Source organism: Dactylosporangium sp. NPDC049140 (assembly GCF_040648435.1).
Genome location: NZ_JBEZDS010000041.1, coordinates 15,049 through 34,695, shown reverse-complemented (window position 1 = coordinate 34,695; position 19,647 = coordinate 15,049). Strand labels below are relative to the sequence as shown.

The following is a 19,647-nucleotide window of genomic DNA, read 5'->3' as shown; positions in this document are numbered from 1 at the left end:
GATGCTATTGCGCCGTGTAGCCGCCGTCGGCGACGAAGTACGACCCGGTGGTGTTGGACGCGCGGTCGGAAGCGAGGAACGCGACCAGCTCGGCGACCTCCTCGGCGCGGCCCAGCCGGCACGTGGGGTGCAGGTAGGCCACGCCGGCGGCACCCTCCTGGGACAGCATGGGCGCCTGGATGAAGCCCGGTCCGACGCTGTTGACCCGGATCCCGTGCCTGGCGTACTCGAGGGCGGCGCTCTTGGTCATGCCGACGACGCCGTGCTTCGCCGACACATAGGCCACCGACCGCGCGAATCCGACCGTTCCCATGATCGATGCCATGTTGACGATGCTCCCGCCGCCGTTGTCCAGCATGGCGGGGATCTCCGCCCGCATGGAGTAGAACACGCCACTGAGGTTGACCGCGATCACGGCCGCCCAGCCGTCGAGGGGGTACTCCCCCGTGAGCGCCCGCGGCCCGCCGACGCCCGCGTTGTTCACCGCGACGTCGAGCCGGCCGAACGTCTCCAATGCGGTGGCGACCATCGCCTCGCACGCGTGCGGGTCGGTCACGTCGACCTGATAGGGCTGGGCCGACTTGCCGATGGCCTCGGCAGCACGTGTCGCCGCGTACAGGTCGAGATCGGCGACGAGGACTCTGGCGCCGCGGCTGGCCAGTAGTCCGGCGCAAGCCTCACCGATGCCCGAGCCCGCGCCCGTGACCAGCGCAACCCTGTCCGCGAAGTCATTCATGCCAGCGCCGCCGCCGCGCGCGCGGCCGGGCGGGCCACGACAGATCCGGCCACCCGGTCCGCCCACTGCTGCCAGTCCTCCAACCCCAGGAACCGGCCCAGCTGGCCGAGCTGCGCTGGCGGGTCGTCGACCAGGTCCTCGTACGCCATCGTCAGCAGGTGCCGTGGGCGCGCGTCGGCGATCGCCTGCTCGGCCTGGCTGGCGAGAAACGCGCACAGTCCCCGGTAACGCCTGACGTCCCGGCCGCGTTCGCGGAGCGTCTCGGCGGTCAGGCGGCCGGGCAGGTAGCGCTCCACCTCCGCCGGCACCAGCTGGCCGGGGGTGATCTCGAACGGGTCGACGCCGTACCGGCCGGCGGACTCTACTCGCAGCTGCATGAGCTGGAAGCAGGAGTGCCGGCTCATCGACTCGGCGGTGTCCGTCCAGTTCCGGGTCAGATACACGATCTTCGCGTCCGGGAAGTTCTGCAGCAGGCACTGGGCGATGTTGCTGGAGCCGCCGGACCGCTCGACCCAGCGCCGCCGGCCGGTGAGCGAGGTGAGCAGGTCCAGGAACATCCGGTGGTGCCGCGCCAGCGGCTGGGCCGGAAACTTGGGCACGAGCTCGGCGAGCGTGTCGTAGAGGCCATCCGGGTCGGCCGAGATTTTCGGCAGTGTGGTCGCGAGGATCTGCGGCAGCTCGGTGAGGTTGCCGGCCCAGCGACCGTGCGCCGGGTAGCGCACCTCGGACGGCGTGAGCCCGATCCTGAACAGGGTGGCGAGCTGGGTGCTGGGGCTGCTCAATGTCCACCAGTACGCCGCGCCGGTGAGCACCTCCGCACCGGCGGTCCACGGCACCCACATGAGGAACTCCTGGACCGACAGGGTGTCGGGCTGCTCGGCGATCAGGTCGGACAGCAGTGTCGATCCGCACCGGCCGGTGTTGATGATGATGGCGTGGTCATGGCTTGCTGGGTCCATCGCAATGTCCTAGTGGTCGATGCGTGCCAGTTGGTGATCGTCGCAGTGCTGCCCGCCGGCTTCGCGCAGCCAGGGCAGGATGATGTCGCGGATGTTGTTCGGCTGGTCGACGAGGACGGAGTGCCTTTGGCCGGGCACGGTGACGATTCGTGCCCGCGGAAGCAGCCGGCGTATGTCGGTGGTCGCCTCGTCCACGGCTGACTCGCCGCCGAAGATGCACAGGACCGGGCACCGGATCGCGGCGATGCGCTCCTCCGCCGGCAGCCGGCTGGCCGGCACGTCGCGGGCGAGTGTCGTCGCCGCGAGCACTTCGCCAATGGTCTTGGCCCACCGGCTGGCGCGCTCTCCGCGTCCGGGGTTGCTCCCGGCGAGCGCGTGCTCACGCTGCAGGTACGCGGCGGCGTTGCCGATCCACCGGGGCACGAGCCTGAGCCAGACCGCGGTAGGCGGCATGGCCTCGATCGTCGCGATGGTGGCGACCCGTTCGGGGTGGCGCGCCGCGTAGCCGAACGCGATCGTGCCGCCGAATGAGTTGCCGAACAGGTGGACCGGGCCGGTGATGTCCAGCGTAGCCAGCAGCGCCGCCAGGTCGTCGACGAAGTCGTCCAGCGCGTAGCCCTCCGGCAGGCGTTGCGTGCGTCCGTGGCCGCGTAGGTCATACATGACCACGTCGAAACCGGCGGCGGCGAGGGGGTGGGACAGGGTGAGGTACCAGCTGGCCAAGGTGTCCAGGGCCAGACCGTGAATCAGCACGGCGGTCGGGGCGGTGCTCCGCGCGCCGGACGCCGGTTCGGGCGGGGCAAGCTGTTCCACGTGCATGGACAGGCCATTGGCCAGCACCATGCTCATGCTGGCGTACCCACCTTGCCGACGCCGGTGTGCGCGTCGCTCACGCTGCCGAGTCCTGCCTCCGTGTTGCCGGTGCCGGCCTCCGCCTTGTCGAGCGAGGCGGCGACATACTCGACGAGCTGGCCGACCGTCAGGTCCCGCAGCGAGTCAAGGTCGAGGCTGGCCACGAAGTGGGCGAAGTTGACCGTGTCGCCGTACCGGCCCTGCAGGCGGCCGGCGACGGAGACCATGTCGATGCTCTCCATCTCCAGGTCGTCGGAGAATCTGGTCGACATCGTGATCTCGCCGTCGACTCCGGCGTGGTCGCGGACCGCGTGCAGCAGCGCGGCGATCTCGGCAAGGATCGTGGTCCGGTCAGCAGACATGAGATGTCCCTTCTCTTGGTTCGTGGTTGGCGCCGCTACGGCGACCGGTTGGGTGGACGGGCTCTGGTCCCCAGGTCCAGCCGACGACGTAGCGTCGTGGCGGCAGGCCCTCGGGGTTGGAGACTTCTCGATAGGCGACCAGGTAGATGCGGTCGGCGACCTGCACGGTCAGCGCAGCCGGCGTGGCGGCCACGAGCTTGAACCGCTGGGGGTTGCCGTCCAGGCCGGTGCCATCCGCTTTGGCGGCGGCCTCTTTCGCGGCCCAGAAGCGGGCGAACCACAGGCGCTGGTCTTCGCCGGAGGTCACCTTCGAGTCGAGCAACCGCCGTTCGGCGTCGGACAGCGCGAACGCGATCGTGCTGTCCGCATAGTCGGTGATCTCGGCAACGTCGATGCCGACGCCGGGGGCGTCGATCGGTGCTCCGGGTGTGCGTGGCTTCGCGATCGCGACGGCGACGTCGGCGATGTGGGCGAGTGAGACGTCACAGTCGCGATAGCCACGGCCGGAGCGCGCGCGCACCCGGGGCCGCCCGTTCGGGTCGTTGCTGACCGTCAGCTCGATCGGGTAGACGTCGGTGTGGCCGTCGTCCCACAGTCCGAAGCGCACAGCGTCCTTGACCGCGATCCGGCCCAGCAGCCACTGCTTGCGCGCCTTGAGCGGCTGCCGCTCGTACTCGGCGACGCCCCCGGCGCCGAGGATGCCGCGCGCGGCCAGGCCACGGGTGACCAGGTCGGGCCAGCGGTCGAACGCTACGGTCCACCCCTCCGGCTGGCGCACCGACAGTGGATGGCGCCCCGGGAAGCGCTCGGCGGGCCGGATTGCGGGGTGGCTGACGAACGGCCGGTGGACGCATCCGTCGAGCTGCGCCCATACCCGGCCGTCGACGGCGAGCTGCGTGTCGAAGACGAGTTGGGCATCGTCGACCGAGCGCACCCGGACGACGCAGTCGACCGCCGCATCCGGCGCCGGTGACGGTCCGAAGAACCGTGCACGTCCGATCCCGACCGGCAACGCGATGAACGGCTGCGTCGTGAAGAGCCAGTTGCCCATGAGTTGGGACGCGTTGTCGAGCAGCGCGCCGGGCGGGGTCAGGGCGGTCAGGACGCCGCGGACGTGCATGTCGCCCAGGGCATCGACCGCGGTCAAGCCTTGGAACCGGGGTCCGTGGAACACGATCCGTTCGGCGTACATCTGCTCGGCATTGAACCGCGGCGGCCGTTCCGTGGCCGGGTCGTGTCGCCACACCTCCGGACGCTCGGCCGGGTAATCCGGCGCCACCTCGATCGTGGACCGGGCGTAGGCACCGAAGGTCACCGCAAGCCGGCCGGGTGCGGTGGCCTTGACGGTGATCTCGACGTCCTGTGCCGGCGCGGCGACACACCAGCGGTTGAACCGGGCGTCGTGTACGCCGACCACCCGCATGCCGGGGACCGCCTGCTGGGCGGCGTCCATCATGTGTTGTACGACTGTGGTGGCCGGCACGACGGGCCAGCGGTCCTCCGGATGGGGCCAGTCGTCGGGCTGGGCGAAGAAGCAGTGGTCGTGCAGGTACGGCATCGTGTCGAGGGCGACCCGCAGGACCGTGCGGTGGACATCCGGCGGCAGCGGCCGCGAGGCGTGGCCGGCTCCGCCGCCGGGTACCGGGTCGCCGATGGCCACGCCGTGCGTTGCGCCATCCGTTGCGCCGTCCAGCAGCGATGCGAGCTCAGCGGCGGCGCTCGACCGCCCCGCGAGCTTGCGCAGCGTGGCCAGGGCTGGCGATCGCGGCGCCGGCACCGCGGCATGCGTCCGCACCGCGGGCACCGCGGCATGCGTCGCCACGGCGGCCGGCCCCGCGCCCCGATCGCCGGCCGGCTCGGCGGCCCGCGCCGGCATGCCGAGCAGATCCTCGGCTCCCTCGCCGAGGTGGATCAGCGGGACGCCCAGGTCGAGCCGCGTGATCGGGCCGCGGCGGGCGGGTGGCCGGGCGGCGGGCGCCGCGGCCTGTACGGAAGCCGTGCCTCGTGGATACAGAGCCCGCGGATCAGGTGCGGCGCCTTCGACCCACAGTGCCGTGGCGACCCGGCGCAGCTGGTTCAGGCCAGCGCGGTGGGCGACGTTGACGGGCACGGCGAGGTGCTCGCGGCCGCGCAGGTTGTCGTCGATGACCGAGGCCAGCTGCCCGACGCCGACCTGCAGGAACACCCGGAACCCGGCGTCGTACATCGCCTGCACGGTTTCGCGGAACCAGACCGGTTCGAGCATGTGCCGGATCGACATCTCGCGCACGCCGGCCGGATCGCTGGGCGACGGCGCCTTGAGGGTGGCCGACCAGACGGGTACTCGTGCGGGGTGGACCTGCCAGCGGCGCAGCGCGGCGCCGATCGACTCCAGCCCGGAGGCGAACAGCGGGGTGTGGAAGGCGGAGCGGAACGGCAGCTTCTGGCAGACGAGGCCGTCGCCGCGCAGCGCTTCGACCAGCCGGTCGATCTCGCTCTCCGGACCGTTGACGATGCACTGTGCGGGCGCGTTGTCATGCGAGAGGGCCACCCCTTGGTAGCGCTCCAGCCGCGGGATGATCTGCTCGGCCGCGCACCCGACGACGGCGAATGCGCGGCCGGGCACCTCTACCGACGCCGGGTTGAGCGCGGCGATGACCTCGTCGATGGAGGAGACACTGACCTGCCCGCTCGTTACCGCGGCGGTCCACTCCCCGATGCTGTACCCGGCGACCGCGTCCGGGGTGATCCCGATGCGATGCAGGGCGTCGTTGAGCAGCCGGCCCAGCTCGACCAGGCCGCCGCTGTGCCGGCCCAGGTCGGCGGCGGACCACTGCCGGTCGGGCAGGCCGAAGTGTGCCGCAATGTCGGCAGTGCGGGGGCGGAACTCCGCCTCCGGCCCGGGGAACACGAAGGCGAGGCGGCCGGGGGCCGCGCCGGCCAGCAGCGGTGCCGGGCTGAACCAGATGTCACGGGCGCCGCGCCAGGATTGCCCTCTCGCGACGGCGAGACGGGCGGTGGCCAGGCGCTTGGCGTCCGGGTTGACGATGCCGATCCGGCAGCTCTCGTCGTCGGCCTCGACGCGGGCGCCAGCGGCAGGACGGGCCTGCCGGGCCCTGTCGGCGCCACGGGCGCGAACGGTGGTGTCGTCCGCGTCGAGCAGGCGGGCCAGCGCGGCCGGGTCCGGTGCGGCGAGCCACAGCATCTCGTCCGGCTCCTCGACGTCGACCGACGCGGCGGGCAACGGCACGGGCCCGGTCGAGCCCGTGCCGCCGCGACGGGCCGCCACCGCGTCCGGCGCTTCCTCCAGGATGACGTGGGCGTTGATGCCGCCGAAGCCGAAGGCGTTGACGCCCGCGCGACGCGGTCCCTCGCTCTCCCACGGCCGAGCGGAACCGATCGGGGCGAACCGGGTCCGCGCCAGCTCCGGCCGCGGATCGTCGCAGTGCAGGGTGGGCAGCAGCACGCCGCGGTACACGGCCAGGGCCGCCTTGATCAGCCCCGCGATGCCGGCTGCGGGCATGGCGTGCCCGATCATCGACTTGACCGAGCCGAGCACCGGCTTCGGGCCTCCGGCGTGGGCGCCGAACACCTCGGCGATCGTGTCGAGTTCGGCGGCGTCGCCGATCGGCGTGGCGGTCCCGTGCGCCTCCAGCAGGCCCAGCGCGTCCGGCGCGGTGGGGTCGAGGCCGGCGCCCGCCCAGGCCCGCCCGATCGCGAGCGCCTGCCCGGCGGTGGCCGGGTTGACCATGCTGGCGGCGCGACCGTCGCTGGACACCCCGCTGCCCCGGATCACCGCATAGATCCGATCGCCGTCGCGCAGCGCGTCGGCCAGCCGCTTGAGTACGACGATTCCGGTGCCCTCGCCCATCAGCAGCCCGTCCGCCGCGCGGTCGAACGGTCGGATCTCGCCGCGCCGGGACAGCGCGCCGAGCTGGCCGAAGACCGACCAGAGGGCGACGTCGTGTACGTGGTGGACGCCGCCGGCGAGCACCGCGTCGAGCCGGCCTCTGCTCAGTTCGGAGATCGCGTGATCGACCGCGACCAGCGACGAGGCGCAGGCGGCGTCCAACACATATGCGGGGCCGCGCAGGTTGAGCCGGTTGGCAACCCTGGACGCGGCGAGATTCGGCACCACCCCGACCGGGCCCTCCGGCTGGTGCTTGCCGAGCCGCTCGTCGAGCCTCTGCCGTACCGCCTCGAGCCGGCTCTCCGGCAGGTCGGGAATTAGCTCCCGGAGCACCTGGATCACCTGGCTGGGCATCCGGACCCGCTGATTGTGCCGGACCTGGCCCGGGCTGAAGAAGCCGCCCCGGCCGATGATCACACCGACCCGGTCGCCGGCGGGCAGCCGGTCCGCACCACCCGCATCCTCGATGGCAGCCGCAGCCACCCGCAGCGTGATGAGCTGATCCGGGTCGATGTCGGCGATCGAAGCCGGCATGATGCCGAACTGCAGCGGCTCGAACGTGGCCAGCTCGTCGACGAACCCGCCGCGCCGGCAGTACACGCGGTCCGGACGGTGCGCCTGCGCCGGGTCATAGAACTCGGCATCCCACCTGGCCGGCGGCACCTCGCTGATCGCGTCGACGCCCTCGACCAGATTGCGCCAGTAGCCGTCCAGGTCACCCGCGCCGGGCAGCAGCGCCGCCATACCCACGATGGCTGTCTGGTCGCCGTGCAACGCGGTCACCAGCCCGACGCGGTGTAGACGACGGAGGTGATCGCCGGATCACCCCAGGCCAGCTCGCCCAGCAGGCTCAGCGCGCCTTCCTCGGGGTCGATGAGCGCTATGCCGCGCCGGGCATACTCCCGGCTCAGTTCCGCGGTGACCATGCCGCTGTGGCCTTCGGCCGGCGCCCATGGTCCCCAGTGGACGGTCAGGCAGCGGTTGCCCGAGCCGGCCGCCCAGCGTGCTCCCATCGCGTCCAGGGCATCGTTGGCGGCGGCGTAGTCGGCCTGGCCGCGGTTGCCGTGCGTCGCCGCGACGCTGCCGAAGAACACCACGAATTTCGGCGCGCCGCTGAGCCCGTCCAGCGCGCCCAGAACGGCCCGGGCGCCCGCCACCTTGGTGTCGAAGACCCGGGCGAACGACTCCGGCTCCTTGTCGGCGATCAGCTTGTCGTCGATCACACCGGCGGCGTACACCAGCCCGTCGATGCGGCCGTACTCGCCATGGATCGCAGTGATGAGCCGGTCGGTCGCCTGTGCGTCGCGGACGTCGAGACTGTGGTAGCGCACCTGGGCGCCCGCATCGCGCAGCTCCCGCAGGGTGGCCTCGACCTCTCGCCCAGCCAGGATCGCCTGAGCCCGGCGGGCGATCTCCGCCGGCGGGGCGACGCCCTGGCGCGCGAGCGCCGCCCGCAACGCAACTGCGTCCGTGGCCGCCGTGAACGCCGGATCCTCCGGTCCGTCCGGCATCGGGGTCCGGCCGACCAGCTCGATGCGGCACCCGGCGGCCGACGCGAGCGCACGGGCGAACCAGGAGGTGATGCCCCGTGCGCCGCCCACCAGCACCACCACGGCGTTGCGGTCCAGACCGATCGCGCGGGCTTCGGCCGCACCGTCTCCCGCCGGGCCGGCGCCACCGGCCGCGAGCGGCCCGAGGATCGCCGGCACCAGCTCGTACGCGCTGCGCGCGCCACCGCCGCGGTGTACCACCGGGACGTCGTCCTCGGCGAGCAACTCGTCGACGATCTGCTGAGCAAGCCGGTCCGCGGGTTCCGTGGCGTCCACGGCGACCAGCCGCACGGCGGTCGACGGATACTCCCGGGCGATGGTGCGGAACAGGCCGCGCAGCCCGTCCGCGACGGCACCGGCGTTCGCGTCGACGGCCGCCAGCAGGTAGCGCGGCCCGCCGGCCAGGACCTGCTTGATCAACCCGAACACCTCCGGCAGCAGCGGCGCCGGTCCACCGGCCAGCCCGTTGAGCAGGACGAGCCCGTCCGCCGTGTCGACGGTGCCCGGCTCGGCCACCGTGCCGGTGTGGACGGTCGCCCCGTGCCGGCGCAGCAGCTCGACCACGGGTTCGGCCACCGGACCGGCCCCGGTGACCAGCAGCGTCGCCCCCGCGAGCGCCGCCGCCGGTTGGACCTGCGGATCCGTGACGAGAACAAGGGCGGGGAGCATGCGCGTCGGCGCGACGCCCGGCCGCGTGTCACCGCCGGCCGGTGCCTCGGTTCGATCCTGCGTGGGTATGGACAGCGTCTCCGCCGCCGGTGCCGGCAGCCCGCCGTTCACCCGGGTCGTGAGCCAGCCGACCATGGTGCGCACGGTCCGGGCCTTGACCAGCTCCTCCAGCTGCGAGTCGTCGCCCTCGGCCGACAGCCCCAGCCGGGCCGCCACGTCCCCGGCCACCTCCGCCCGCTTGATGGAGTCGATACTGAGGTCGGCCTCCAGGTCCAGATCGAGATCGATCAAATCGACCGGGTACCCGGTCCGCTCGCTCAGCACCGCCAGCACCGCACCCTGGAAGTCCGACGCGGCCGGCACGGCGACGACGGGTGCCGGCGTGCCGGTCCGGGGAAGGGGTACGTCGGGCGCCGGGCGGACGACGGTGTCCGCGGCCGGTGCCGGCAGCGCGCCGTTCACCCGGGTCGTGAGCCAGCCGACCATGGTGCGCACGGTCCGGGCCTTGACCAGCTCCTCCAGCTGCGAGTCGTCGCCCTCGGCCGACAGCCCCAGCCGGGCCGCCACGTCCCCGGCCACCTCCGCCCGCTTGATGGAGTCGATACTGAGGTCGGCCTCCAGGTCCAGATCGAGATCGATCAAATCGACCGGGTACCCGGTCCGCTCGCTCAGCACCGCCAGCACCGCACCGTGGAAGTCGAGCTTCGGTGCCTGCGCCACCAGCGAGGCCGTCGCGCTGCCATTGCTGGACGCGGTGAACACCGGCGCCCGCACGGCGGACACGGGCGGGCCGGCCGGGGCGGACACGGGCGGGCCGGCCGGGGCGGGCACGGGCGACACCGGCCTGTGCGGACTCGCCGCAACCGGTGCCGGCGTCGACGGTGGCGGCGGGGGCAGCGGCGGTCCCGCGACGGTGTCCACCGGGCCGTATCCATCGCTTATGTCGTTGCCAAGGTAGGCGAGCATGACGTCGCGCTGGGAGGCGATCAGCTCGCGATACGTCCGGAGGAACTCGGCGAGCAGCTCGTCCGGGCCTCGTCGCCCGGCCCGGTTGTCGGGGTCGCCGGCGGCGGGCTTGGTCGTTGCGGTCATAAACAGCTCCTTGATACGTCGTGGGGGCCTCAACCCGCCGGGGATGCAGTTGCCGTCGCGGTCGCGGACCAGTTGGCCGTCCACCGTCCAGAAGGGACGGTCATCGGGTCCGGTCGGGGCGGCCTCGACGTTGTCGCGGCCGTGGAACAGCCAGCCGCTCTGCACCGGTACGCCGGCGCAGGCCAGTTGCGCCACCGCGGTGAGCACGTCGCGGAGCCCTTCGCCGGTGTTCCGGTCGCACGCGATCGCGAGGTGTGGCCGATCGGTGAGGATGGCCTGCACCAGGCGGGTGAGTACCTGCCCCGGGCCGGTTTCGACGAAGATCCGGACGCCGGCGGCGTACATGGCCTCGATCTGTTCGGCGAACCGAACCGGCGCGCCGACCTGGGCGGCGAGCTCGTCCCGGACCTCCTCGGCATTCGCGGGGTAGGCCCCGGCGGTGCGGTTCGACCACACGGCGATGGCCGGTGGTGCGACCGGCTGGTCGGCGAGCACCGCTGCGAAGCGCTCCACGGCGCCGGCAACGACCGGGCTGTGGAAGGCGCAGGCAACGCTGAGCCGATGTGTCGTCAGGCCGGCCGCCTGCAACGCGGTGATCGCCGCCTGTACCGCGGCGGTCGGGCCGGAGATCACCTGCTGGGTCAGGGAGTTCTGGTTGGCCAGGACGACCTGGTCGGTAAGGCCGGCGTCGTCGAGGACCGTGGCGATCTGCCCGGCGGTGGCGCTGACCGCGGCCATGGTGCCCGGATCGTCACCGGCGGCGCCGAGGATCGCTTCGGCCCGCCGCCGGCTGAGCTGTAGCAACGTCGGCGGGTCGTAGGCACCGGCCACGCAGAGCGCGACGAGCTCGCCGTAGCTGTGTCCGGCGGCGACGTCCGGACAGATGTCCAGCCGGCGCAGCAGATGGCCGACAGCGAGTCCTTCGATACCGAGCACGGGTTGAGCCACTCGGGTGTCGCGGAGGCGCTGCTGCTGGTCGCGTTCGGTGGTCGCATCGAACGCGGCAGGCGGGAACAGCAGATCCGCGTACTCGGGCGCGAGCTCGAGGTACTCGCGCAACTCGGGAAAGGCGACGAACAGCTCGGCCAGGGCGCCCGGGCGTTGGCTACCCTGCCCGGGGAACAGGAACGCCAGCTGACCGCTGGCCGTGCCCGATGGTGGCTGGATCAGCCCCTGCCCGGGGTCGTGCTCGCCGGCGAGCGCGCGGCGCACCAGCTGGTCGAGCTCGGCGACGTCGCGTGCGACGATCGCGACCTGGACGGAGCCGGAGCGCGGGTCGGACTGCGCGGCGGCCGTGGCCGCCAGGTCACGCAGCCGCCATGGCCGGCCGTACCGGTCGGTGCCGCGCATCAGGTCGGCGAGTCTGCCGACCGCCTGGTGCGCGGCCGTCCGATCCCGGCCGCGGAAACAGAACAGCTCGGCCGGCCATTCGTCATGAGCGTGGCGCGGCTCGGGCGTGCGCGGGTCCGCGGCGAGCACCACGTGGTAGTTGGTGCCGCCGAAGCCGAACGCACTGACCCCGGCGATGCGCTGCTCAGCCGGAGCCGGCCAGGGGCGGGCCGAGGTGGAGAACGCGAACGGGCTGGACTGCGCGTCCCAGGCGGGATTCGGACGGGTCAGGTTGATCGTCGGCGGCCTCACCCCGGTGTGCAGCGCCAGCGCGGCTTTGATCACCCCGGCGAGACCGGCGGCGCACTTGGTGTGCCCGATCTGCGACTTGACCGATCCCAGCGCGCAGCTGCCCGGCTGCGCACCGGCCTCGACGAACAGCCGCGTCAACGTCTGTAGCTCGGTGCGGTCACCGACCACCGTGCCGGTGCCGTGCGCCTCGACCAGACCTACCTGCCGCGGCGAGACGCCGCTCTGCGCGTACGCCCGGTCCAGTGCCCGGCGCTGCCCCTCGGCCCGCGGGGCGGTCAGCCCCAGCGCCCGCCCGTCGCTGGAGGCACCCACCCCCTTGATCACCGCGTAGACGCGGTCGCCGTCGCGCCGGGCGTCGGCCAGCCGCTTGAGCACGACGCACGCGACCCCCTCGCCCAACGCGATCCCGTCGCCGGTGGCGTCGAACGTGCGGCACCGCCCGGTCGGCGACAGGGCATGCGCCGAGCTGAACATGAGGTAGTCATGGATGCCGTTGTGCAGATCCACCGCGCCGCAGATCATGAGGTCGCTGCCGCCGGTGGTCAGTTCCTTGCAGGCCGCGTCCATCGCCGCCAGCGAGGACGCGCAGGCGGCATCCACGGCGAAGTTCGGTCCGCCCAGATCCAGCCGGTTGGCCACCCTCCCCGAGATCACGTTCGTCAGGATGCCGGGAAACGAGTCCTCGGTGACGACGGGCAGCCCGTCCGCCAACTCTGCCGGCACCTCACCCAGGTAGGCGGGCAGGGTCGTGCGTATCACCGTCGCGTTGCTCAGGTCGCTGCCCGCCTCCGCGCCGAACACGACCCCGGTCCGCGAATGGTCGGCCCCGGCCGAGCCGGAGTGGTACCCGGCGTCGGCCAGCGCCCGCCGCGCCACCTCCAGGGCCAGCAGCTGGGCCGGGTCGATGCTGGCCAAGGCCGCCGGCGGGATGCCCAGCCCGATCGCGTCGAACGGCACCGGCGCGATGAAGCCGCCCCACTTCGACACGCTGATCCGGCCCGCCTGCCCCGGCTCCACCTCGGGCGCGTAGTAGGTGTCCGGCGCCCAGCGCTGGGCCGGCACCTCGGTGACCGCGTCGCGGGCGCCGAGGATCGTCTGCCAGAAGGCGGGCAGGTCCGGTGAGCCGGGAAAGACGCACGACATGCCGATGATGGCGACATCCAGGGGTGCCGCCGGCTCGGGCTCGGCCGCCGCGGCGTCCGGTCCGAGCATCGCCGTCAGGGCCGCGATCCGTCCGGCGTGGAAGCGCTGCGCCCCCACGGTCACATCGGCATGCAGGGCGGCCACAGTGGTCTGCGCGTCGCGCAGCACGGCAACCTGGCCCGCCATGAACATTCCCTCGGCGTGCTGGCCCGCCTCGTCCACATCGACCAGCGCGTCGCCCTCCCGCCGTTTGCCCTTGCTGGCGATCCGGAGCCGGCCGACGTTGAGCATCTCCAGCTGCTCCCACACCTGCCGGCCGGCCACCCCCGCCGCGTCCAGCTCCTCGCGCATCCGGTGGAAGTCGTCGACGTACGGCGTGTGCAGGCACCGCGTCACGTGCCCGGGCGCCGTCTCCAGCAGCGCCGTGACCGTCGCCCCCAGCACCTCGCGCTGGAACAGCGGCTGGATCGCCCCGAACTCGACCGCCTCGCGGGTGAACAGGTACGCGGTGCCCATCAACACCCCCACCTGCACGCCGCGACGGGTCAGCGGCCCCGCCATCGCCGCCACCATGGCCGCCGAGCGCGCATCGTGGATGCCACCGGCGAAGAACACCTGCACCTGGGCGGCGGTCCCGGGCGGCGCGCCGTCGAGGAACTCCTCCAGCGCCAGCGCCTGCGCCTCCCACAACGGAAAGCTCGTGCGCGGCCCGACATGCCCGCCGCATTCGCCACCCTCGAACACGAACCGCCGCGCACCGGCCCGCAGGAACTGCCGCAGCAACCCGGGCGACGGTACGTGCAGGAACGCGTTGAGGCCTTCGGCCTCGAGGGCCTTCGCCTGCGCCGGCCGGCCACCCGCGATGATCACGACCGGCGGCCGGACCTCCATCACCGCCGCGAGCTGCGCCGCCCGCACCTCCTCCGGCGCGAAGCCGAGCACGCCCACCCCCCACGGGCGCTGACCCAGCTGCCGCGCGGCCTCCCGCAGCATCCGCCGGGACTGTTCGCCGGTGGCCAGGGCGAGCGCGATGAACGGCAGCGCGCCGTCATCGGCCACCGCGCCCGCGAACCCGGCCACGTCACTGACCCGCGTCATCGGACCCTGCGCCACCGGGATCCGCACACCCAACGCCTGCGCCAATGGTGCGTCCGGCGCCAGCACGTCACCCGCCGCGGCGCCCGTGGCCGCAGCCTCGATCGCCGCGCGGATGCCGCGCACCGCCTGCGTCGTACTCCCCCACCGCTGCCGGAACACCGCGGCCATCCAGCCGTCCTGACCGACCGGCAGCAACTCGCCGCTGCCGTCCGACCGGCTGTCGCGGCGCAGGCCCCGGACGCCGTCGCACAGCACCGTCTCCGAGCCGTCCATCCGTCCGATCACGGCCCGCACGTCCTCCGGCAGATCGGACTCGGGCATCAGCGCCAACTGGCTGTCCAGGACCACGCCGGCCGCCCCGCCGACCACGCACGCGGCGGCGGTACGCGGCCCGATGCCACCCGCCACCCACACCGGCAGACCCAGCGCCTCATCGGCCAGCAGCTGCTGCAGCAACACGAACGAGCTCAGCTCACCGGATCTTCCTCCGGCCTCCGAGCCACGCGCGATCAACCCGTGCGCACCGGCCGCCGCCGCCGCGCGCGCCTCCGCACGACTGTTCACCTCCACCAGCACCCGGTACCGTTCAGCCGCCTCACGCACCGGCCACCCGCCGCCGGCCGGCAAGACCACCAGGGTGACGTTGTCGTTCGCGGCGCGCCGGACGTCGGCCGGCGTGGCGATGCAACCCGCCGGCACCCGCACCCCGATCGGCCCGGCCGACCACGACGCCGCCCTTTCCAGCGCTCGCAGCGTCCGGCGGTCACCTTCGGCCAGGTCGAAGACCCCCAGCGCGCCGCCGGCAACCGCGGCCGCCACGATCCGCGGACCCGGCTCCACCGCCCCACACGGATTGACGGCGATGACCAGATCGTTGCCGCCGAATGCAGTACTCATCAAGCTCCTGTCGATTGGGTCAGATGTGCAGCAAGCGTTGGGATGACGCAGGTGCACACCGGCCCGACGGCGCAGCCTCGTGCGCCAAGTCCGTTGACTGATCCGCCAAAAGCTCACGTTTGGCGTGCGCGCCGCCGGCGTCCGTAGCCGGCTCGGCCCGGCGCATTCCAGCGCGCTGCGGCCGCGGCACATCATTCGTATAACACGGCGGTCGTATTTGTCCCCGGTTACTCAGAACGGTCTTGCTCTCTTTGCGGATCGTCCTGCCCACGCATCGGCCGTCTGGTACAAACCAGGTTGTAGATGCCTTGGGCTGAGACGCGCATGACGCAGGGCGTCCGGTTCGCTGGTGGTCCCAGCCGGACTCGCAACGCTGCACATGCGGATGTAGCAGGCTTCGCCGCCGCCCAGCCCGGGTTGCGAGCATCGCTGTATTTCGCGGTGCCCCGTCATCCGCACGAAACGGCAGCCGCCCCTGCCCGTCCAGAGATCCCTTGTCTCGACAGCAAGCGTTCTCGACGTCCGCGGCGACTGCCGCCGACGGACCTGTACCTGATGAAAGGAAAAGCATGCACAGGATCAGGTTCATCGCCCGATCTCTGCTCCCCGTCGCCATCCTCGCGGCCGTTCCGGTGCTCACCGTCGGCCAAGCGGCCGACGGCGCCGTCAGAACCCAGACGACGAGGGTGTCGTCGGGGCCGGAACTGCTCGCCAAAGCCCAACCGGACGAGTGCTTCGCCGGGATCGGTCAGCCGTACCCGGCCGGGCCGCCGTGCAAGGACGGCAAGCCGAAAGTGAACCAGTCGTACGTGTGGGGCCTGACCAAGACGGGCGACCGGGTCTGGTTCGGAACTGGCGCCAACGTCCAGTGCCTGACCCTGGGAACGAGCCTTTCGCAGACCACGCCGACGCTGAACGATGACTACGTGTGCGAGTACGGCTCCAGTCAGATGAGCAAGAAGGCCGGCAGCCTGGGGGGTTCACTGGGTGACCTGGCGGCGGGACTGGGTGACTGGCGCGCGCCGAAGGTGTACCTCTACCAGACGTCGTCGCGGAAGCTGACCGACAAGACCGGCGACATCACCAAGGCGTCCAGGGCCGACAACCTGCGCATCAACACGACCGTCGGTATCCGTGCCGCCGGCTCGAACAACGGCGTGGTGCTGCTGGGCGGACCGGGCCTGCTGGGCAGCAACCTCTTCGCCTTCGACAGCGACTCGGGCCGGTACCTCGGGTCGACCAGCCTCAACGCGTACGGCAACATCCGGCACTTCGTCGTGGCCGACGGCGCGCTCTACGTCGGTGTCGGCCTGGGCCCGGAGGGCCAGGGCGGGGGCGCGGTGCTGCGCTTCACCGGCGACAAGTCCAACCCGTTCAAGTACACGGTGGTGGCCAACCTGCCGGCGCAGGTCGCGGACCTCGCCGTGCACCAGGGCCGGATCTTCGTCACCACCTGGCCGAGCGCCGGTGGGTACACCAAGTCGACCGCGGCCGGCGTGTGGATGAGCGCGCGGCTGGCGAACGGCAAGCCCGGCCTGACCAAGGACGACGCCAACACCTGGAAGCAGGTGTGGAACGTGTACCAGTACGAGCCTGACCCCATCGTGGCCAGGACGTACGGTCTCGGCTCACTCGCCTCCTACGGCGGATACCTGTACTGGGGAACCATGCACGTGCCGCTGCAGGCCACCGCGGCAATGGTGAAGCAGTACAAGCCCGCGAACGACCAGCAGGGCGCGCTCGCGGTCAAGAACACGCAGCGCACGGTGAGCATCTTCCGCGCCGGAAGCTTCGACAAGAGCCGCCCGTCGGTCGACCTGTTGTACGGGGCGTCGCAACTGCCCACCTACGACCCGAAGGCGAACAGCGGGTCGGGCGCCTGGAAGCTCGCCTCGACCGGGTACCAGCCCAAGTACGGCGCGGCCGGATTCGGCAACGCCTACAACACCTACACCTGGTCGATGGTGGTCACCGGCGGCTCGCTGTACGTCGGCACCATGGACTGGGGCTACATCAGCAAGTACTCGCCGCCGGCGGCGCTCGGCGGGGTCCGGGCCGCAATGGGCACGCCCGATCCGAAGTCGTACGGTGCCGACCTGTGGGCGTTCGACAGCCCGCAAGGACCGGCCAAGCCGGTGAACACCACCGGACTCGGCAACTACTTCAGTTACGGGGTCCGCAACATGGTGGCGGACGGATCGGCCATCTACCTCGGCATGGCCAACCCGATGAACCTGCGCACCGACAAGGGTGACAACGTGCCCGAGGGCGGTTGGGAGCTGGTCCGGCTCAAGACCACCGCCGGGCGCCTCGGCTAGGTCTCGTCCGGTCGCCGGCCGGTCGGCGCAGGTCGCCGACCGGCCGGCGCTCCGGCGAGCAACTGCGAGCTGCCATGAGAGGTGGGAAGTTCATGTTCCGCAGAACCAACACAGCGGCGTCCGTCCGGCGTACCGCGTTGACGGTGGCGGCCGTGAGCGTGTTCATCGTGCTGATCGCCTGCGATGCGGCCCAGCCGTCCGGGCAGGGCACGCCCACGCCGACTGCTCCGACCAGGTCCGCGGCGGTGGCGGTCAAGCCCAGGAGCCCGTCCGTTGCCGCCGGGTCGTCCGACCACAGCATCACCGTCGCCGGCACGAAGCGCACGTTCCGTCTCTACCGGCCGGCCAACCTGTCGATGTCGAAGCCGGTACCGCTGGTGGTCATGCTGCACGGCGCCCTCGGTGACGGCCGCCAGGCGGAGCTGGCGTACGGCTGGAACGCCGAGGCGGACCGTAAAGGGTTCGTGGTCGCATACCCGGACGGGCTCCTGCGATCCTGGGTCGTGAGCGCCGACTGCTGCGGGCCGTCGGCGCACGGCGGCGTCGACGACGTGGCATTCATCCGTGACATGGTGGCCAACGTCTCGAACCAACTGCCGATCGATCCGGCCAGGATCTACGCCACCGGAATATCCAACGGCGGGATGCTCGCCTACCGGTTGGCCTGCGACACCACCACGTTCGCCGCGATCGGGGTGGTGGCCGGCAAGCAGCTCGGGCAATGCCCGGCGCCGGCACCGATCTCCGTGATCCATGTCCACGGCACCGGCGACGACGTGGTGCCGTACGACGGCAGTGCGGGAAAAATGAACAACGACGGCCAAGGACTGATCCCGGTCAAGATCGACGGCGGATCAGTGCCCGACCAGATCGGCAAGTGGCGGACGATCGACCGGTGCGGCGCCCCGCAGACACGGACCGCGGGAGAGGTCACCACGGTGCTGGCGCACTGCCCGGACGGGCGCGACGTCGAGCTCATCACCATCGCCGGCGCCGGCCACCAGTGGCCGGGCGGCACGCCGATGCCGGCGGTGGAGCAACTGCTCGGGCTGCCGCCACCGTCACAGGCGTTGAACGCCACCGACTCGATCTGGCAGTTCTTCAGCACCCACCCGCGCAAGGGGTGAGTCCCGGCCCGTCGCGGTGCCTTGGGGGGCGGAAGGTCGCCCTCCAAGGCACACGGCCTGACGGCCAACCTCCCTGGACGCCACACCTGGTCCACCCACGATCGGGACATCAGCTACGTCTCGCGGATCGACGTTGTCATTGAAGAAGAGGGGCCATTTCGATTCCGCTCCCGGTACCTGCGCCACACCTGGTCGGGCCGGCGTCCCGCAGCCCGAGCACGTCGGTCGTTCGGCGAGGCAGTCGCGGACTCGGGCAGCGGTCGCGGCCGTTGAAATGGTCGGCGAGGTCGGCTTGGGCACACCGTTCGCGCCGGTGTGCCAGACCACGAGGCGCCGGGGATCGCTCGCGGTCCGGCACACCCCGGTCACCTCGCCTGGATGGGGGCGGCCGAGCACCGCCGGGGCAACCATGGGTGTCGAGCCGGAGGCTCCGGATACCTCGGGAACCTTGGAGGATGGCGATGCGCGAGGACCCCATCACGCGGACGACGCTGCTCGACGAGTCTCCGCCGTTCATCCCCGATTCGCCCGAGTTCATGACGGTGCTGATCGAGGTGCCGCCGGGCGAGGGCATCCCGCCGCACCGGCACTCCGGCCCGCTGTCCGCCTACGTCCTCGAAGGCGAGATGATCTTCGAACTGGAGGGCCAGCCGGAGCGACTGGTCCGAGCCGGCGAGGCGGTGTTCGAGCCGGGCGGCGACATCATCCACTACCAGACCACCAACCCCCGGCCGGACACCTGGCTGCGCTTCCTGGCCACCATGATCATGGTGCCAGGTCAGCCGATGCAAACGCTGGTCAGCGACGAAGAGCTCGAACAGCGCCGCGACCGGCGGGCACCCCGGCCCTCCTGAACCCCAGCAGGGCGTTCAACCAACACGAACAGGAGACCGCGATGTCCGAGTCCCATTCACTCCCCACTGGACCCGAAGGCGTCATCCCGTCGCTGATTGAGCGATTTAACTCCGGCAATGTCAGCGAGATGATGACCTTGTACGAAGGAGCCGTACTCATCGCGGACGACGGGCGAACCGTCACTGATCGCGCCGAGATCGCTTCCGAACTCGAGCGCGATCTCAGCCTCGGCCTGCCGCTGGAGGCCAAGGCGCGCCATGTGTTCGTTGCCGGCGATATCGCCGAGATCGTGGTGGACTGGTCAATTGATGGCACAGGTCCCGACGGCAAGCACGTGCATGTCGAAGGCACGGCAAGCGATGTCGCGCGCCGCGGCACGGATGGACTCTGGCGGTACCTGATCGACAACCGTCTTGGTACGGCGGTGCGGCAGCCCGCCTGACATGTGTGCGCCACGGC

The 19,647-nt window shown here is 71.7% G+C and carries 10 protein-coding genes; 4 read left to right on the top strand and 6 right to left on the bottom strand.

From position 1 onward, the window contains the following. Window positions 1-4: 4 nt before the first annotated feature. Genes AB0B76_RS43185 through AB0B76_RS43160 form a run of 6 tightly spaced genes read right to left on the bottom strand, consistent with a single transcriptional unit; the run spans window position 5 to window position 14,888 of the window. The gene (locus AB0B76_RS43185) at window positions 5-736 is read right to left on the bottom strand and encodes an SDR family NAD(P)-dependent oxidoreductase (RefSeq protein WP_360386928.1); all 732 of its coding nucleotides are present in this window, start codon (window positions 734-736) and stop codon (window positions 5-7) included. Further along, window positions 733-1,695: a sulfotransferase domain-containing protein gene (locus AB0B76_RS43180; protein ID WP_360386925.1), complete on the bottom strand. Its 963-nt coding sequence runs from the start codon at window positions 1,693-1,695 to the stop codon at window positions 733-735. The genes AB0B76_RS43185 and AB0B76_RS43180 overlap by 4 nt, the downstream gene beginning before the upstream one ends. Window positions 1,696-1,704: 9 nt before the next feature. After that, entirely contained in the window at window positions 1,705-2,544 is an 840-nt protein-coding gene (locus tag AB0B76_RS43175) for an alpha/beta hydrolase (protein ID WP_360386922.1), read from the bottom strand. Continuing rightward, on the bottom strand, window positions 2,541-2,909 hold the full coding sequence (locus AB0B76_RS43170; RefSeq protein ID WP_360386919.1) for an acyl carrier protein: 369 nt from the start codon (window positions 2,907-2,909) through the stop codon (window positions 2,541-2,543). The genes AB0B76_RS43175 and AB0B76_RS43170 overlap by 4 nt, the downstream gene beginning before the upstream one ends. Further along, window positions 2,899-7,581 (bottom strand): beta-ketoacyl synthase N-terminal-like domain-containing protein, encoded by a 4,683-nt coding sequence (locus AB0B76_RS43165; RefSeq protein ID WP_360386916.1) that lies wholly within the window; start codon window positions 7,579-7,581, stop codon window positions 2,899-2,901. The genes AB0B76_RS43170 and AB0B76_RS43165 overlap by 11 nt, the downstream gene beginning before the upstream one ends. Further along, a complete protein-coding gene (locus AB0B76_RS43160; protein WP_360386913.1) occupies window positions 7,578-14,888 on the bottom strand; it encodes an SDR family NAD(P)-dependent oxidoreductase in 7,311 nt (2,436 codons plus the stop codon). Before AB0B76_RS43160 ends, AB0B76_RS43165 begins: the two co-directional genes overlap by 4 nt. 569 nt (window positions 14,889-15,457) lie before the next feature. On the opposite strand from AB0B76_RS43160, the gene AB0B76_RS43155 reads away from it, so the two are divergent. The 4 genes from AB0B76_RS43155 to AB0B76_RS43140 all read left to right on the top strand — a co-directional run bounded on the left by AB0B76_RS43155 (window position 15,458) and on the right by AB0B76_RS43140 (window position 19,630). Then, on the top strand, window positions 15,458-17,206 hold the full coding sequence (locus AB0B76_RS43155) for a hypothetical protein (protein ID WP_360386910.1): 1,749 nt from the start codon (window positions 15,458-15,460) through the stop codon (window positions 17,204-17,206). Window positions 17,207-17,358: 152 nt separating this feature from the next. Then, the gene (locus AB0B76_RS43150) at window positions 17,359-18,333 is read left to right on the top strand and encodes a PHB depolymerase family esterase (protein ID WP_360386908.1); all 975 of its coding nucleotides are present in this window, start codon (window positions 17,359-17,361) and stop codon (window positions 18,331-18,333) included. A 455-nt stretch (window positions 18,334-18,788) separates the two neighbouring features. Then, window positions 18,789-19,187 carry a cupin domain-containing protein gene (locus AB0B76_RS43145; RefSeq protein ID WP_360386906.1) on the top strand — a complete coding sequence of 133 codons (399 nt, stop codon included), beginning with the start codon at window positions 18,789-18,791 and terminating at the stop codon, window positions 19,185-19,187. Window positions 19,188-19,228: 41 nt separating this feature from the next. Further along, a complete protein-coding gene (locus tag AB0B76_RS43140; RefSeq protein WP_360386903.1) occupies window positions 19,229-19,630 on the top strand; it encodes a DUF4440 domain-containing protein in 402 nt (133 codons plus the stop codon). Window positions 19,631-19,647: the final 17 nt, after the last annotated feature.

Coding starts and splice junctions, on each gene's coding strand:
- AB0B76_RS43185 (WP_360386928.1), bottom strand. CDS start 736: ATGAATGACTTCGCGGACAGGGTTGCGCTGGTCACGGGCGCGGGCTCG.
- AB0B76_RS43180 (WP_360386925.1), bottom strand. CDS start 1,695: ATGGACCCAGCAAGCCATGACCACGCCATCATCATCAACACCGGCCGG.
- AB0B76_RS43175 (WP_360386922.1), bottom strand. CDS start 2,544: ATGAGCATGGTGCTGGCCAATGGCCTGTCCATGCACGTGGAACAGCTT.
- AB0B76_RS43170 (WP_360386919.1), bottom strand. CDS start 2,909: ATGTCTGCTGACCGGACCACGATCCTTGCCGAGATCGCCGCGCTGCTG.
- AB0B76_RS43160 (WP_360386913.1), bottom strand. CDS start 14,888: ATGAGTACTGCATTCGGCGGCAACGATCTGGTCATCGCCGTCAATCCG.
- AB0B76_RS43155 (WP_360386910.1), top strand. CDS start 15,458: ATGCACAGGATCAGGTTCATCGCCCGATCTCTGCTCCCCGTCGCCATC.
- AB0B76_RS43145 (WP_360386906.1), top strand. CDS start 18,789: ATGGCGATGCGCGAGGACCCCATCACGCGGACGACGCTGCTCGACGAG.
- AB0B76_RS43140 (WP_360386903.1), top strand. CDS start 19,229: ATGTCCGAGTCCCATTCACTCCCCACTGGACCCGAAGGCGTCATCCCG.